The following is a 17594-nucleotide window of genomic DNA, read 5'->3' on the forward strand; positions in this document are numbered from 1 at the left end:
ATTATTGTTTTTTAAAGTTATAATCTAAGTCTAATCCTATTACTCGCCCTTCTGGAAGATTAGCGACTGGTATATCCACAAATTCGCCTGTACCTACCACGGTTTCGCTACCTCCAGCCGTTGCGGGTTTAAGTATCCATTTTAGGTCAAAATGTTTCTCTGGATTAGTTATTATTTTCTTGTTTGTGGATAGCATAGCTTGTGCTTTAATTCTCTCTACACCCTTCTTAATCACGGGTGTAGTTAGATAGACTACATTTGCCTCTATATTGGGATATAGGGGCGTAAATTTCATGTCGGATTGGTAGTTGCCTTTAATTATGCCGTCGGGGGCGTAATCTTCGGGAGGTATATTGTAAGGAATATTGTCGCCTTCACCCTCTATAAGCATAAGATTTTCAACCCATATAGTGTTTTCAAAATCTACGTTATCGTCGCTCGCGAAAAAATATATAAGTGTATTGCTGGTTGTGGAAATTGGAGCTACAAATGTTGTGGAAAAAGTATTAAATACCTTCTTGTAATTCAATATCCAGTTTAAGATTGAATTTGATCCGTTTATATTTGATATAGAAACAATAAATGTTTTTTCAATCAAAGATTTACCATTAAATGTTATACTGTATCTTCTGCCCTTAACGATATTGTAGTTCATAGCGCTTTTATAAACCCGAGGAAAAGAGGAAAACTTACTAGCTGAAGCTTTAACTCCATTATTTCCATAAGATTCTATTTCTGTATTCGCGGGCTCCCATTCTCCAAATGCTAGATTTCTAAAATTCAAATCTTCAAAGTCAACTCCCTCCGTAACTTTATTAATGCCATAAGCCTTGTTGTAAAATTCCTCGCTAACATTCCTAGCACGAATAACCACATCGCCCATAAGCGAAGGATTAATCTTTAACTTATCCGAATGCTGTCCTGATATATAGTAAGGCATAGCATCCGAAATTGCAGTAATCTTAGTACCCTCTACCTCGCACCATTCCACAGCTCCACGAAGTAACTTACCATCGTCTGCAAGTTGCGACTCGATAATAAGCTCCGTTAAATCGTCTAACGGGTTGTAGGTGTAAGAAGCACCCTTGCTAAGCAAGACTTTTGGAGCAGGTTTGTTTTGCGAATTGTGGGTTGTAGATAACATATAACTAAGCGAGATATGAATCTTAGAGCCCTTGCGAGAATCGTAATAATCGCCCTCAAAGAAGAGCATAACCGACTTATCGGTGTTTAGTCGCACCATTAGTCGATGGTTGTCACCAATCGTAAATGGGTCGTCCAAAGTCGAGCCTGCACTAGATTTCGTAACACGATTTTTTGGGTCTATGGCATCTACATACCAAGCACCATCTACCAATTCAGAAACCTTATCTCCGGCAGTAATAATTCCGTTCGGATCGGAAACGTTAACGTAAGGTTGTAATAACAAGGGAGTAATGCGCCTATCGGGTGCATAGACATCGCTCTCGATATAGTAAACCTGCTTATCTGGGCCACCTAGGGAGTTAATGCCCTTAACAATTGTAAGCGCATCGAATGCACGAATTATATTACTATTCTTTCTCATATCGTTTTAAAATCTTCTGTTTTAATTATTTGGTCGCCGTAACGCACAAAGGCACGGCATATAAATTTAGTCTTCAAACCCACCACGTCGGCATCTGTAATATCCACTCGGTTAGTCGCCGAATTGTGTTCGGATATCCAAGCCATATCTGAATATGGGTTGCTACTCTCACGGAGCCATTCCCAATCGGTAGCAGCGATATCGTCCGTTATGTCCGTATTTCCAAAATAGACCCGTGCGATAAATGCAGTATCGACAAAGCCTGCACGAAACACCGTGCCATTGGTGCTGTCCAATGCCATAGAGAGTCTTGAATCTCCACTAATCAAAACCCAATCGGTAGCGTTCCATTTAGGCTCTTGAATTGTGCCATCTACAATACATCTCCACTTACAGCCGTTATGCCAGACTTCGTGTATCTCGTAAGGTTCCTTACTTCCATCAGAGTAATAAGTGTCTGCTTTCCAATCAAGCTTGTCAATGACTTCAGGCACTATATTCCAGTCCCTATCTATTTTCAAAGCATCTTGGTAAATGATACCTCTAGCCATTAAATAAGGATGTTGTGGGTTAATTGGTAGGTGTTCAAGAACCTTTAAACCAATTGGGAGCCCCCAAAATGAGCCGTAGTTATTATCATTCAAAATCGGTTTATTCACTCCTTGCAAAAAGACCATTCGCCCCTCGCGACTAGAAGTAAACCACGTAGTTTGCCTTGACTCATCGATAACGTTTCCCCATCGGTGCATTATCATTAAAGAGGTTGGAGGATAGTTCTTCTGTGCAGGTACTTCGCTATTAGAATAGACTAGAATCGTAGCTTGATTGCTTGAGGTGTTGACATCTAACACACGTACATAAGAGGTATAGTAAGCTCCGCCCTGAGTAAGTGTATTCACGACACCTCGTAGGATATCGTCCTTGTGAAATGCAATGAAGTCTGTTTCCCAACGCTTTTTGAAATGAACTAAAAATGTGTTCTCTTCTATCTCGTTAACACTTTCAATTACTCCTGACTCAGTATAGACACTATCACTTTCATTTGCTTGAAGTCTATTAAAAATGAACTCTTGGGTTATGATAGAAGAACGAGAAGCAACACTCTCAAACTGTGCATTACCGTGTTCGTCAATGTTAGCTCCTCTACCGTGACTCATTGAGTCAATGAATCCACCAACTTCTATACCTTTGTTGAACTTTTGGAGATAATCGGTTTCGTCTGTTTGGTCTTTGCGGTGGAATGCGTTTAAAGATTTTTTTGAGCTGAAAACATTAAAGTCAGTTGGACGTGTACTATCTATGTTCTTAATTATATAGATACTGCCTGCCTGACTTTGGGCCATACCTTCAACTTGAAGTTCTTTAATTTCTTTCTCTATTTTGTTGAAGCGTGAGTAGGTGGGGTTGTCACCAACGGTATATGTGGCATCATAAATATTATTGAGCTTCTTTTCAAAGCCCATAATCCGTGAAGATCTATCACTTTTATCAAGTAATAGCCTCACTCTTTGACCTAAATCTAAGTCTAGGTTATTCTTTGTAAAGTGCTGAATAGCTGTTGGACATTCATACACACTTGTATCTCTTTGTTGTTTTTCGAGCCATTCTAGAGCCTCATCGTATAATTCTTGTTCGGCTGTTGGAACGTATTGATCACCTACCAGTGCAATATCAAAGCCGTAAAGAACATACTTATCACCAACTTTTGGCTTTAGCGTGGCATTGGGTAAATCCTTTCCGTAATCATCATTACGCTTGATTTCAAAGTACTGCGAGTTGTCGGTTTGGGTGAATCCTTTTTCCTTGAAGAATAGATCAAAGTCCATTCCGTTTAAATCTCCAGATACAAACTGAAGCCTTAAATCTATACCGGGTAATAGGTATTCATCTTTAAAGACTAATGCTGAATCTTTAATCTTGTAGGCATCCCATTTAGTAATCTTACCTGTTTCCTGGTCCTTATCTTGATATTCGATTGTTTCAACGGCTTGAATAGTGCCTACTCGTTTAGGATAGACATTATCAAAAATTACTGTGCCCTCTATAGCCTCATCATTGGCCATGTTAGGATATGCATCAATTACAGAGCCTTTAGCAGATGGTATGCGTAATCTTTTAGAGTAAATAGCATCTACTCCTTCACCTTCAGTTGTCTCTCTATAATTGCGTGGAATATTGCGTTCAGAGCCTAAAGCGAGTATTCGAGTGTATTTCTCTTTCTTATCACCTTCATCACGCTTCATTTCAAGTACAGATACTTCTGTCTCAAAATCTACTTCATCACCAAACTCTAGCTTATTAACCAGGTGAATGATCTTGTCAGTCACATACCATTCAGCATCATACTCTTCAGCTATTTGAGTAAGTGCATCAAAGATGGTGGTGTTTACGTCAAAGAGGATATCCTTTGCTTCAGTAGGTTCTATATTGCCTATTTTAAAATCAGTAGTACCAAAGTAACGGTTGGCATTATCAACAGCTATCTTGATAAAGTATTCAGGATTGCCAAATAAGCGCCACTCAGACTCTTTAAGGTCCTGGCTTAAATAGTAATACTGAATATCTTTTAAGAACATATCAACAGCTTCAAACTTCAAAGTGTATTTATACTTTCGTTTGTTTTGCTGCTCAGGTTGATAATCATATCGAATAGAAAACTTTTCTCCCTCCCAAAGGATATAGTCAGCACGCTTGAATGCTACATAAGAATTTAAAAAGAAAGATATCTCAATGTAATTGTCACCCATTAGCGAGTGCTTCCACATATCATTTTTATCAATGGCATATTTTGCCTTGACAACATTATTCTTATCAATAATTGAAAGAACTTTATCTTCTGGTGTAAAATCTATGAGTCCTATCTTTATCATGATTTAATCCTATCTTTTGGGTTTAACTCTCTAACTGTTACCATAAGCTTACCTACATTTTCTGTAAGCGTATCTAATGGTGTATAAGTCTTTCTACGTAAAGTAAATGTTGTATTTAAGGGCTCTACATCCAGCCTAAAGTTTCCATCACCTTTATCGTTATCTATAGCATCTTGTAGGGCATTGTATTTCTCCAAGTAGTCAGATAAGCTTTCTCCTTGTATAAGAAACACAAGATCGACTTCCTTGGCTGCAGGCTGAATATTATCATTAAATACCTGCACTCCTGGATGGCTAATCATATCATTCTCTGTTTCCTCTTTACGATCTGGACGACAAAGCAAATTCTCAAAACTACTACCTATGAGTTTTGCCCCATAAGTGGTGTATATATCTTGATCTCCTATAAATGCTATTCCTACCATGATGTTACAGTCTTTTATTAAATAGCATTATTGCTTGTTTTTGGGGGTAAAAGAAAAGACCTACTCCGATATGGAATAGGTCCTTCATTACTTTTTCTTAATATTATCTGGGCGCTAAGCCTTTTGTGTTTCTGTTAATGGATTCAATATTATATTTAATATCATCTAAAGCACTTAGATTATTGCTCATCTCTTTATTCAGGTTGTAACTTTTGAGTTGCATCTGTTGCATCTCGTAGAATATGCTTGTATGCTTTTTTAGCTCCTCATTGATGGCTGTTGTTTGGACGAAGGCTTTGGACGTGTCTAATGTGGATGTGCCTAGCATTGTCTTGATAGATATCAAAGATTCTGCTATTCCTGTAACACGGCCCAATATTGAACCGCCTGTATCTTGATCCATAGCATTAGAGTAACCTCTAGTTGAATCTTGACTTTGTGACTTTTCAAGGTCTTCAATCCCTGCAGCTTTATAAGCCTCATCACGATCAATTAAAGCTTGATCAAAGATGTTTTGATATTTTGTACGTAAATAATCAGCCTCATCACCACTAAGAATACCATCTTGCATGGCTTTGGCAAATTCAGCCTGCCAGTCCTTTAATTCATCAGCATAAGTACCTGAAGAGATTGAATGAAGAATAGCTTTTCTCATAAACTCTTCTACACTTTCCAAGGCATCTTCTGTAGTCACCTTAAAGTCAGATAGAAGGTCTTTTAATTCTCCCTTTATGCTATCAAATGTTGTATCTGTAATAGCATCCTGCCATTGCTCTGTTAGTTCAATAAGTGTATTAGCATCACCTATATATTCATCGAGCCATTCAGATTGATCATACTTACCTCTATTTATCTTTTCCCAAATATCAGGTAGTTCTTGGAGCTTGGCCAAATCTTCAGCTGATAGTTTCCATAAATCACCAACTTTACTGACTTTCTTTCCTACATAGTCAGATGCTTTTTTCCAATCTTCTGAATTGAATGCTTTCCCTATATAATAGTTGTTGGAGTGATGAGAGTTGTTGTAGCCCATCTTAGCTTCCAACATTCTTCTATCATTCTCAATCTTCTCTTTTTGTTTATTTAATGCAGATTCATAGTAGATAGTGGACTTTAACCCACCAGATTTAGACATTTCATTTGTCAGCTTTTCAATCGCTGTAATTAGATACTTATTCGAGTTTGTGAGGCTCTTAACCAAGTTATTTACCTCTTTTGCATTTCCGTTAGAGTTAAATATGCCGAAGCTTACGGTATCTAGAACGTTTCTAACTCCTTTAAATAACGAGACTCCAATTTGCTCAAAGAGTTTACCTGATAGAATATTAGATAAGATACCATCAATAGCATTAAATATGGAGTCAATTAACCCTGAGATTATTGTGCCTATACCTTCTTTTAGAATATCAAGAATACCGACAATCGCAGCAATTATTTTTCCAATGAATCCTTTGTCTTCAAAAAACTTAGAGAGTGAACCGCCAACTTTTCCACCAACAGCTTCACCTATATTACCCAAACCTTGAAAGGCATTTTTTAATGAGCCAGAAGATAAATTATTCAGTCCATCTTCAAGATTGTGTAATGCTCCTATTGCGCTTGAGCTTGAGTTCTTTAAATTTTCAGCATGCTCATTATTTTCTGTAGTTAAGTTTACAACACTTTCAGCAGCTTGGTCGAAAACAGTCTGTGCATTACCTACTTCACCTTGTGCTGAACTTATATTTTCAGGGTTGTTTGCATCTATCGCTTTCTTTAACTTCTCATTTGCTTTGATAAGCTCCTTAGCTGCTGCTTCTTCTTTTGCTTTGGCTACTATAAGACTGCGCAAACTATTTTGGTAGTTTTGAACATCAGTGGCTACATCACTAAACATCTTTTTATTTAAGCCTCCTGATGTTTGCTTCTCTAGTTTGTTGATAGCATCATAGATAAGTTTTTGGTCTTCAAAAGTAGCATTCTTAAAGTCATCTGATTTAGCATACTCTTTTAGTCTTTCAAGTGTAGGCTTAAGCTGTTCTTCTAAAATAAAGCCAAGGTCACCCAAAACGGCCTGCCAGTCTATTTTTGCTTTAATAGCTGCTATATCAACAGAAGCTATATTTGATTGTTCTTCTTTGCGCAATCTGTCAGCTTCAAAAGTATTACCTTCTTTTTCGGCATCCTTTATCTTTTTAGCATACTCTTCAGCGATGGCTAACTTTTGTTGTTGGTAGCTTCCATATTCCTTGAGATACTCAACCTTTGACTTAAGTAGGGTGGCTAAAATCTCTTTTTCTCCATCTTCAGTAGCTTTAATCTTTTTCTCTTCAGCTAATTTCAATGAAGCAGCAAGAGTTTCCTGTTGGTCTGAACTTAGTTTTCCGTTTTGTGCAGCAAGCCATTCTTTTTCCTTTTGCTTTATAGTTGCTATCTCACGGTTATAGTCCAGCTCAATTTGCGCTAAACGTTTTGCACGTAAATTTTCTTCTAAGTCAATCAAGGATTGTGCATTCTTATCTTTTAACTCAAGTAGTTCTTTGGCTCTTTTTTCGGCCGCTTTGAGTTCTTTTTCGTCTGGATCTCCAGAAGGTGTAGAATAACTATTAGCTTTTATAACCGCATCTTTTAACCTAGAGTTTACATCGTCTAAGACTTTGGATAGCTCGTTTATTTCGGTCATACTAGAGTCAACATCAGAACCAACTCCCCAACCAAAAGAATCATGAGCTATTCCTTTTACACCCTGCCACAACATACCGAAGACATTTGCATCTCCACTAGTAACCTCTTGAACCCTTTTGTTACGCTCAGCAACAACTTCTGTTATTTTGTCTTCAATTTCAAGTTGTTTACGTTGTAAATGATCTACTTCAGCAGCAGCTCTTAACAGGTCAATTCTTTTGGCAACTTCCTTGTTTATATCTTCTTGAGAAACTTTCTCTTTACCTAGCATTCTTTGAAGTTCTGCCTGGGCTGTGTTTACTTCTTTTTGACTCCTTGTCTTATCATTCATGATTGACAATTGAGTTTGTAAGGCTTTTACCTCTTGTGTATCACCAACACTTTTAAGTTCTTTTTTATAATCAGAAAAAATGTTTCTAATCCTTTTGGCTTCACGATACATGTTGGTAAATGCTCCTATAATAGCGATTATAGCCGACACAATTAGAGCAGGAGCAAAGCTATTCCACATTGATTTTAAAGCTAAGCCTATTCTTTTTACTGTTCCTGATATCGTAGCAAATGCAGTAGCCCATACTCCTCTAGACTTTATCGCTGCTGCTTCTGCTGCTGCTACTTTAGCATTTTCATGTGCTTTGTTTACAGCAGCAGTTCTAGCACTTAGTGCTTGCTTGGCACTTTCTACTTGTTTAGCTAAGGATACTTGTTTTCTACCTGTTGCTTGTGCGTGTTGTAGCTTTAAATCTTCAAGCTTGTTGATAGCCTCAGCACGTGATGCAATGGCTGCTCTCATTTTATTATGAGCTGTGGTTGCATTCGCTATAATTTTCTTTCCTGTATTAGCATAGCCTGTATAAACCTTAGTAAGGCCTTTCGTAATGATAAACCCTATTGTAGCGATAAGACCAACGACTATATTTTGAATATTCTTAGAAGCACTTTGCAAAAGTGAGGTTAATCCATCGATGAGGGCCTTGTATTTATTCTGAAAACCAGAGGCTGAAACAATCTCTCCGAAAGTATTACTCAAACGGCTTAACGATGTTTCCAGGTTGTCAGTATCTACATTCGGAATAATCTCATTTAACGCATCAGCAAACTTAGGTAGTATATCAGCACTCATAACCTTACCACTACCGATAAGCTTTTCCATTTGCCCAATAGATACACCAAGAGCTTTTGCCATGGCCTGAATTGCGACTGGTAATTTCTCACCCATCTGTTTACGCAATTCTTCCATACTGATTTTTCCTTTACTCATCATCTGTGAGAGGGCCAACATTACGCCATCACCTTCAGAAGCACTCAAGGAAAAGGCTGAAATTGCACGAGATACAGATTCATAGATTTTCTTTTGCTCCTTCATAGGCATATTAGCCTGTGTTGCTGATGCGGTAAACTTGGCAAAGTTGCCAGTCAGCGCATTTATCTCTAAACCGTACTTCTTAGCTATGTCATTCAGGAAACGCATATTATCAACAAAGCCTCTTGTACCATCTGATACGTTTTTCAAGGCTGTAAGCACACGGCTTGTTTCTCTAGCTACATCTCTAAAACGACTAATTAACCCTGTTAAGCCCAAACCTCCTGCACCAAGTGCAGCTGCAAATGTTAGCACTTGCATCTGTATGGATCGCAAAGAGTTTTTAACCGTATTAGTTCCTTTCTTGAAGTTTTCGGTTAATAGATTGACTGCTATACTAAAACTTAATCTTTTTGACATGGCCTATAATTTTAATCCCTTGTTTAAAAAACTTACATACTCATCTTTGCTTTGCTCTATTTCTTCTTCAGTTAGAGCCTCATCATCCAATTCTTCCCAGGCAAATGATTGTATGTCTTCTGGCTTTGCACCCTTATTTAAGTGTGGTGATAAGCTTAAAAATGTCCATAAACGCTGTGTTGTTAGTTGATCTTTTATCTTTTTATCAGCTGCGTTTTGGAATAAAGATAAATCACATAGCTCCATTTCATTTAGCGCAAAGCTGGCATCTAGGCCATACATGATTAGTGTTGCTACAATGTCTTTGATGAATATCTTAGGTTGGGGTGTTTGCTCTTCTGTGGCTTTTTTAGACTTCTTCTTTTGTGGGGATTGAGTGAGGGTCTGAAATTGTGCCGTGATGGCTGTTTGATTCTGAAAGTCCTTAATCATCCGTTTGATTTCTCTTACCTTTAGCGTTTCTCTAAACTCTTTAAAAGAGGTCTGTTCACGGCTTGGACTACACACATAGAAGAGAGAAACAATTTCAGCTTCATCATTATAGTTGATCTCTGAAAATGTTTTCTGATTAAGTTGTTCCCATCTAATTACTGACTTAATAGTAAGCTTAATAATAGAGGGTGCTTTCCTAAAATGAACTTTGAATAATAAACCAATAAGAATTGCTAATATAAATCCCAATACACCTAATGCTATGTTCATAACTCCTTTTATTTATTAGCATTATTGGGGCTATTTGGTGGTAAAAGGACAAAAAAAGCCTATCCGAATAGTGGATAGGCTTCTCTTCTTACTTAAAACAATCTATTTATCTGAACCTTAAGAACCAGAAGGTTCTGCTGTTACAGTTCCTTCTTTTAATGCTCCTACACCTGCAAAGGATGCACTACATGTTGCAATGTCACCATCTGTTGATTTAACATCAAGAGAAGTAATCATAATTGTACCTGTCCAATGCGGCTTTGTTTTATCTAACTCGAATTCACCACCAGTTGCGGTTGGGTTAGTAACTTTTGCTTGGCCAAACACAAAAGGTAGTGTTTCTCCTTTAATCTGCTTATTGAGCAAAGAAGGAAAACTTTCTTGATCTTCTTTTTGTGTTAATAACGATTCACTCGTTATTCCAAAGCTTTTCTTTCCAGGCAAGGAGGTTTTCCAGTCGCCTTCTACCATCTTGTTACTCACATCAATCTCTTCAGTTGATACATTCATAGATGCATCTTTACCGTAAGCGATTGGCTTGTCATTAATGAACACAAATAGCTGACCTCTAAATATGTCAGTATTTGAATCATGTTTTACTGCTGCCATAATTTTAATTTTATTTATTCAACTTCAAATAATAATGTTTGGATGTATTTGGCATCCTCAAAATCTTCTGTAGAGTCAATGAGTTTAATACTCATATTGAGATCATGGTGAACACCTTCCAGGCATTCATTTATTTGATAAGCTAACTCTTGAGATTTATCATAAGACTCTGATATCGCAGTTATGTACACACGACATTGCTCCTTATAAATGCCCATCTTGGTGTATTCTTTAGAATACTGATCTCTTTGATAGATAATAAAGTCACCAACTGTATTTTTAGGTGCTACAATAGGAAATACACCACTGATATTCTTTGATATTTCGGGACTTTTCAGCAGTGCTGTTCTGATTCTAGTTGTAACTTTAAATTTACTTTCTGCGCTCATCTTCTATTGCTTATTTTGTCAACTGCTCGCTCTATTCCGATATATAGTTTATCAATGGCTGCTGGATAGTCCATAGCTTCCGTATCACTCCAAAACCGATTAGGCTTAACTAGACCGACTGATTTTTTACTCTTGGTTTTCCAATACCTCTCTTTTGTTCCTCTGTCAACTAAATGAGCATGAGGACCACTAGATTTAAAGCCTATTAAAACACCAGGCTTTTTCTTTTTAACCCTAACTATTAAACTCTTCAGTAAATTCCCAGTGACTCCACGGCTTCCACTCTTCATCCTTTTTCGCAACCTACTTCTACCTCTAGTAGCAAGTACTTTACCTGCTGCACTCAACCCACCTTTGATAGCCTTATCCTTTTCCAAGTTTTCTAAACTTCGAACTAGGTATGCTATCTCATCTTTATTGATTGGTTTTACTTTAATCATATTATCCATTGATGTAGGAGCATGTTATCAAATAAGAATTGTCTAGCTGAATATCCAAAAGGATCACTTTGTAAAACTTGTCATGATACTTAATACGGATATCTTCATTTAAGAAGGAATATTTACGAGTCTGGAAAACTAGCGTATTGCCAATAAACTCTTCACTTGCATTTATACCTTTACCAACTGAAGCTGATAGCTTCTTTCTAAAAGCTTTGATCTTGTAAGATTCTACGTAATCTCTAAACTTTTCACCAGTTTCATTTATAACTACTTGTGGTGTGTATATATGAATCGTTTCTCTTAGTAATCCTGCTCTCATTAGTATTTTTTAAAAGGTTGGAGTAAAAAGTGTAGGGTATAAGGTACTGGCTGTACATTGGTATAGGCCACGGCTTCACGATTAGCATAAAGCGTACCTGCAAAAATCAATATGGCTGCTACCAAAGCAGAATCAAGAAGACCTTCATCATTTAGAAAAACATCCAAGGGCTGGTTCAGCTCCTTTTCAATTCTACTTTCACTCGCATCAAGCAACATTTGCAGCTGCTTTTCATCACCAACTTCTAAATAATCTATTTCAAGGTGCTTCTGTAAATCTTCTACTTTGGTATATCTAGCCATATCTTTTTATTCTTTACTTATTCGCCTGCAGGGGCTTTATCTTTCAAAATACCGAATGCTTCTTTACGTAGTGGGAGCATATCGAACTCAGTATTCAGTGTAAATACAATACGGTCTTTATCAGCTTGTGTAAATGGATCAACAACAAAACGCATTGTTCCAAATTGGCCAACAAGCATATACGAGAATACACCAAACCCAAGAACGCCATCACCTATGAACTCAGTCATAAATACAGGGTATCCGTTGATCTTTCCATTCTCAATAACCATTAGTCCAGAGCCAGCATCGCGAGGTGTTGATTCCAATTCAGCATACTTAGTAGCCGAACACACATAAGCGGCTGTATCATCAAAGACAATACCTGTCGACATAACTTGACCCTTCAGTGCTAAAGCATCTTTCCAAGCATTACCTGTTGCTGTTAGTTCTGTTTTGGGCTCAACAAAACAGCCACCCTCTGTGCCAGCTTGTTTAGTTTGACTAAACATCCAAGAGTTGAGTGTTCGTGTTACACCCATGACCATTTGATTTACAACAATAGGCATTATGATTCCTGCACTTCTATTTTCGGCTTGATAGGTTACTGGAATTTTCAGAGACACACGTTTTGGAGAAGGTGTGATTTTATCGATGTTTATCTTGCTATCACTAATAGCTACATCTTCACCAACGATACTTGCTACTACTCCAGCCACAATCGGAAATTGCCAACTTCCTGACATTCCATATTGCATCTTTACACCCACTTTTCCTAGGATTAAACCTTTTTCAAGAGGTTCGATAATTGTTCCAATATTTAGTGGAGTTATGGCCCCAACAGAGCCACTATTTTGAACTTCACCAGCACGCAGTTCGATATTCATATCTTCATTGACCATGTGACGATACTCTTCAGGAACATTTCTTTTAGCAATACCATTAACGATTTCATCAAATGCTCTGGCATTGGTGAGTGTTGTGTTTTCTTCACCAGGTACAGAAATCGAATCTTGCAACAATCTAAGTTCAATTGATTGCTTTTCATTTTTTAGATCGTCCTTCTCCTTGTTTTCTTCTTCAGTTAAAGAACGCTTGTCTTTAGTTATTAGTATGTCCATTTCTGCGAAACGAGCATTAATAACTTTAAGACGATCTCTCATTTTGATTTTTTCTTTTCTAGTCATACAATTATTGGTTTAATTAAACTTTGTAATTCTTCTTTATCTCGTTTAAAGTTTTCATCTGGAGCCTCATCCTCAAAATAACTTTCAAGGCTTCTAGCTTGTACATCCGTACCAAAGAAAGCAGGATCACTAACTATCGAAATATCAAACATTCGTAGTATTTTGGCAACCTCTCTGTGTAGTGTACCATCTGCTTTACGCTCATATTTAATATTTCTATCAAGTGCGATATAGGCAAATGAACTACCAAATAGGTCTCCTCTTTTTACTAATTCTAGCACGGTATCACCATCAGCTGTATGAGGGGCTTCAAATCTGTATTTCACACCATAATCATCAACTGATAGTGTTAATGAGCCTTTGCCATTCACACTACGTGCTAATAGTCTTGATGAGTCATGTTCAGCCAAAGCCTTAATATCCCAGCCTTTTAGGTCTTCATTGGTTACAGCTCCACGCTTGATTACTTCTACAAAAAATCGTTTCTTAGACTTGTCGAATAAAACACGACTTTCTTTTTCAAATACCACGGCATAACCTTCAATGGTTCTACTTTCAGTATCTACTACTTGTGGCATTGCTCTTTCTTCGGAAAAGCTTCTTATTTCTTTGCTCATAGTTAAGTCCTTTTACTTATTAGCATTATTGCCTGTTTTTGGGGGTAAACTTTTTGAAGAGCTCCTGAATTTATCGGAATTTAGTGGGGCTAGATTCATAGACATCATCACATCATCACCCCCTTCTACTGGTAATTGACCTTTGCGAGCGCGCCAATGATTGGGTGTGTAAACTCCGTTTTGTATCGTTTTCTCGATATATGATGCTTCTTGATCTAATGATGTGGTAAGAAGAGACTCAACATTATATTCTACCTTGTGCTTAAAAGCTAACTCTCTAGGAATAAGCTTTGCATTGAGTTCACTTTCAATATGCTTTAATAAAGGGTGCAACGTGTCGGTGAGAAACATCTCATTACTCATCGCACTGGCTTTGTAGTTTTGGCTTTGGCCTGCAAATACTTTATCAGGGTGCACTCCGAAAAAACGACATATCTCAAGGACTCCAAACTTTCTTGTATCTAATAATTGTAGGTCAGTAGCAGACATGGATAGTTGATGAAATGAGGCTTGACCAGGTATTGATATTATCTTTTTACCGCTATTTATTTCTTTCGTAACTCTACTATTAATTGAGTTTAGTTGTTCGGTTTGAAGCTCACCAAAGCCTTTAGTTCCTGCTTCTCCATTACCTGATAATAATCCATACAGCGTATTACCTTTTTTGAAAGAATCTAATGATCGACTATCTGCATTCGCTGTTATTCCTAATGTACGTGCAGCTGCACTTATAGTGCTTTGGCCTATGTACCCACCATCTAAAGACATATTGCGTAAATGAATAATTTCATCAGCTTCAAAGTTGCCGTGTACATGATTAATAGAGTCATTTATTTCGTAGGTATTGCTCAATTGATCATAGGTGCAAGCATACTTATTAATCAAGATGAGTTCGCACAAATCAGTACCAACATATCGAGGATAGATATAAGCATTACCGAACATTCGCATTTGAATGACTGCATTTTTCCACATGTCATAACTAGACTGCCTATCATTGGCTTTGATTTGAAGTAAGTAGCTCAATACGGGGTCTTCAATCGCTTGAAACACTCCTTCACTTTTTACTTTGTACTGGAGTGGTAAACTTGCTATACTGCCTGAAAGTATCTCTAAGCAACGATAGACAGTAGCCAGCTTCATGGCTAGTGTTGGATTGCTTATCTCCATATTACTATCAAAGATTCCAAACTCGGATACTGTTTGCCCTGCGTGAGGGATATCTTCAGTATCTGCACTTCGTTTCCAGAATTGATACCATTTTTTATTCATCTCTCGTAATTATTAAATAGGTGAAAGTTCATTGTATTTGTAATAGTGCAATCGATCTTATCGTTTGCTGTTTTTTTGATAGGCTTTCGATTGCCAAGCCTATCTTCGTCGATCATAGCATTGCCGAAACAATACCAGATTATAGGGTTGTTGTTAAATGTGATACTTTCGGTTTTTATCGCATATTCGATTGACTCAACGGGACTAGTAAATGCTCCGTACGTTTGCTTAACTGGTTCTATATTGTCTTTACCACCCAATGCTATAATTGTGTTTACAAATTCAGCAGCCTTATAGGGATCATAACCTATTTTCAATATTTTCAGATTTGCTCCACGTCTCATAATGTCATTGGCAATCAATTTATAATCGATTACGTTTCCTGGTATAGCAATCAAATGGCCCTCATCAACCCATTTTTGGTAGAGTTCCTTATTAGTGTGGTTATAGATCGTTTCTTCGGGTAAATAAAATTCGTTGTGCGAGAAGAAGGTCCTGGTATCTTCGTTATATATTGTATATGTGACTGTACTAAAGTCGTCAAAGACAGAAAGGTCAACTGATACCATGCAAGGGTATTTATTGTCAATATTATCAATTGTGATGTTTCGTGCCAATGCTTGAATTTCATCTTGGGTAAACCATACCTGAGCCGTATTTTGGACGAATATGTTTAACATTTTTGTTCTAAAGGTCAACATATCAGCACTTGTCAGTAATGCTTTTTTATATTCAGCTTCATAAAAATCACTTTGAACTGTTATCCCAAAATGTGGTTGCACCTTTCTCCATGTTAAAGGATCATCTTCAGCATCATCTACATCTGGTTCAAAAATGTGAGCGAAAATAGAATCATTATCAATTTCACCTCTAAGAATACTTTTATATGCATCAATCATTTCTATACAAGGTGTGTTTAGCTTTTCTGCAGCTGTTGTAATCGTTATGGTTAAAGGGTTTTCTCTAGCTCCCATTGATGAGGTAAGAACGTTCTTTAATGCTGCACTATCTGCTTGAGAGTATTCATCAACTATTACTGTTGATGCGTTGAGTCCATCTAATTTATCAGGAGCTGAAGCCAAACACTCTACAAAAGATGGCCTACCTTTTCGAAGGTTATTAACAATCTCTCTATTTATTTTAAAGTGCTTTAAGCGTCTGTCATGTGCTTTAAGAATGCCTTTAATTACCTTGAAACATATTTGAGCCTGTTTATAACTGTTTGCAGCGACATAAGCTTGTGCCTGTTTGTCTCCAAATAGCAAGTCGTAAATTGCTACAGCAGCGACGGAGGTAGTTTTAGAAAACTTTCTTGGAACAAATAAAAGAGCATCTCTAGTTAGTCTTTTCCCATCTGCTCGATAGAAACCAAATATATTCGCAAACTGAAATAGTTGTACTGGAGTTAGCTTATAATAAGTCAGCCCTTTTGTACCCTGAAATTTTAGCTTCTCATAAAAAATAGTAAACTTCTTTACTTCAACTGATCGGAATTCATACTTGTCAAGGAAAGAGAAAAAACGCAGTACAGAGAGTTGTTCATATAGATTATGACCTTCAGGATTGTTGATTACTTCAAGAACATAGATATCCAATCGCTTATCCGTCTTTCGTAAATTGTAGGACAAAACATCTATTTCTTTAAGGTCCTGAGATACCTTTTTCTTTAGTGCCTTAAGTTCTTCTTTATCTATAGTCATTCTTTAATTGATTCGATCTCCTTATACATATCATCCAGCTCATCACCATTGACTCCAGTAACAGAGTCAAGTGTAAGCCTCAACTCTCGAAGCTGCTTTCTCACTTGTTCGATATATTCGATTTGCATTTTGTAGAGTGGATTGGCAACAGTGCGTTCGTTACCTTCTCTTGATTTTTCAACCAAAGTAGGCTGGCTCATCAATAACCTCTCAGATGAGATTTCATAAAGTGATTGTATAGATATAGCCGTAGTTTCAATCAAGGTGTCCAAACCTTCACTGTAACTATGCTGTTCTTCTAAAGCTTTTTTTAATCGCTTTTTGATTGTATTTAAACTTGTTATTTTCTTTGCCATCCATTCTACGCTTTACTCTATGGCATTATTTGCAGTTTTTGGGGGTAAAAAAGTATACCCCCCAGAGATTTATTCTCTTCGTGAATGTAAAGACTGGCAGGGGTGGGTTTGAGTAAAGGAAGGGGGCCTTCAAAAAATTGAGGCCCCCCTTCTGGAGTGATGGAGTGAGTAGCTTACTTTGGTTGAGTGAGTAAGTGGTGTAGTACTAATGACTAACTCGTTTTGATGAATAGTATTAAGCACAAAAAAAGGAGGCTTTAACCTCCTTCTATTTCAAATGTAGACACCCTCTCATAAAGTGTGTAAGTTAAAATGATGGGCTTGGGTAACAACTTTACCTGAGCCGTTGTTTTATAATAAAAAACTTAGACATGTATGAAAACAGAAGATTTAATCCCCGATGAGTTCTTTAAACAGTTCAAAACAGGTGAAGAACTAAACAACTTCCTTAAGTCCATTCAAAAGCGAGG

General features: G+C 37.3%; 15 protein-coding genes. All 15 read right to left on the reverse strand.

Annotated features, from left to right (window positions below):
• Window position 1 precedes the first annotated feature (1 nt).
• The 15 genes from B091_RS0109755 to B091_RS0109825 all read right to left on the reverse strand — a co-directional run bounded on the left by B091_RS0109755 (window position 2) and on the right by B091_RS0109825 (window position 17124).
• Entirely contained in the window at window positions 2–1567 is a 1566-nt protein-coding gene (locus B091_RS0109755) for a hypothetical protein (RefSeq protein WP_018109817.1), read from the reverse strand.
• The gene (locus B091_RS0109760) at window positions 1564–4437 is read right to left on the reverse strand and encodes a hypothetical protein (RefSeq protein ID WP_018109818.1); all 2874 of its coding nucleotides are present in this window, start codon (window positions 4435–4437) and stop codon (window positions 1564–1566) included. The genes B091_RS0109755 and B091_RS0109760 overlap by 4 nt, the downstream gene beginning before the upstream one ends.
• The gene (locus B091_RS0109765) at window positions 4434–4862 is read right to left on the reverse strand and encodes a hypothetical protein (RefSeq protein WP_018109819.1); all 429 of its coding nucleotides are present in this window, start codon (window positions 4860–4862) and stop codon (window positions 4434–4436) included. The genes B091_RS0109760 and B091_RS0109765 overlap by 4 nt, the downstream gene beginning before the upstream one ends.
• A gap of 103 nt (window positions 4863–4965) precedes the next feature.
• Complete coding sequence (locus tag B091_RS0109770; RefSeq protein WP_018109820.1) at window positions 4966–9249, reverse strand: tape measure protein; 4284 nt, start codon at window positions 9247–9249, stop codon at window positions 4966–4968.
• Between the two features lie 3 nt (window positions 9250–9252).
• Window positions 9253–9951, reverse strand: a complete 699-nt coding sequence (locus tag B091_RS0109775; protein ID WP_018109821.1) for a hypothetical protein — start codon at window positions 9949–9951, stop codon at window positions 9253–9255.
• A 117-nt stretch (window positions 9952–10068) separates the two neighbouring features.
• Window positions 10069–10560 (reverse strand): hypothetical protein, encoded by a 492-nt coding sequence (locus B091_RS0109780; protein WP_018109822.1) that lies wholly within the window; start codon window positions 10558–10560, stop codon window positions 10069–10071.
• 14 nt (window positions 10561–10574) lie between these two features.
• Window positions 10575–10949 (reverse strand): DUF3168 domain-containing protein, encoded by a 375-nt coding sequence (locus tag B091_RS0109785; protein ID WP_018109823.1) that lies wholly within the window; start codon window positions 10947–10949, stop codon window positions 10575–10577.
• On the reverse strand, window positions 10946–11398 hold the full coding sequence (locus tag B091_RS0109790; RefSeq protein ID WP_018109824.1) for an HK97 gp10 family phage protein: 453 nt from the start codon (window positions 11396–11398) through the stop codon (window positions 10946–10948). Before B091_RS0109790 ends, B091_RS0109785 begins: the two co-directional genes overlap by 4 nt.
• A complete protein-coding gene (locus B091_RS12080; RefSeq protein ID WP_018109825.1) occupies window positions 11391–11711 on the reverse strand; it encodes a phage head completion protein in 321 nt (106 codons plus the stop codon). Before B091_RS12080 ends, B091_RS0109790 begins: the two co-directional genes overlap by 8 nt.
• Window positions 11711–12013, reverse strand: a complete 303-nt coding sequence (locus B091_RS0109800; protein ID WP_018109826.1) for a head-tail connector protein — start codon at window positions 12011–12013, stop codon at window positions 11711–11713. The genes B091_RS12080 and B091_RS0109800 overlap by 1 nt, the downstream gene beginning before the upstream one ends.
• A 17-nt stretch (window positions 12014–12030) precedes the next feature.
• Window positions 12031–13179, reverse strand: a complete 1149-nt coding sequence (locus tag B091_RS12085) for a phage major capsid protein (protein ID WP_018109827.1) — start codon at window positions 13177–13179, stop codon at window positions 12031–12033.
• Entirely contained in the window at window positions 13176–13796 is a 621-nt protein-coding gene (locus B091_RS0109810; RefSeq protein WP_018109828.1) for an HK97 family phage prohead protease, read from the reverse strand. Before B091_RS0109810 ends, B091_RS12085 begins: the two co-directional genes overlap by 4 nt.
• Window positions 13797–13808: 12 nt before the next feature.
• Entirely contained in the window at window positions 13809–15068 is a 1260-nt protein-coding gene (locus B091_RS12090; protein ID WP_018109829.1) for a phage portal protein, read from the reverse strand.
• Window positions 15065–16768 carry a terminase TerL endonuclease subunit gene (locus B091_RS0109820; RefSeq protein ID WP_018109830.1) on the reverse strand — a complete coding sequence of 568 codons (1704 nt, stop codon included), beginning with the start codon at window positions 16766–16768 and terminating at the stop codon, window positions 15065–15067. Before B091_RS0109820 ends, B091_RS12090 begins: the two co-directional genes overlap by 4 nt.
• On the reverse strand, window positions 16765–17124 hold the full coding sequence (locus tag B091_RS0109825) for a hypothetical protein (protein WP_018109831.1): 360 nt from the start codon (window positions 17122–17124) through the stop codon (window positions 16765–16767). Before B091_RS0109825 ends, B091_RS0109820 begins: the two co-directional genes overlap by 4 nt.
• Window positions 17125–17594 lie beyond the last annotated feature (470 nt).

Origin of the sequence: Bacteroides propionicifaciens DSM 19291 = JCM 14649 (genome assembly GCF_000375405.1) — a bacterium.
GTDB lineage: Bacteria > Bacteroidota > Bacteroidia > Bacteroidales > Bacteroidaceae > Bacteroides_E > Bacteroides_E propionicifaciens.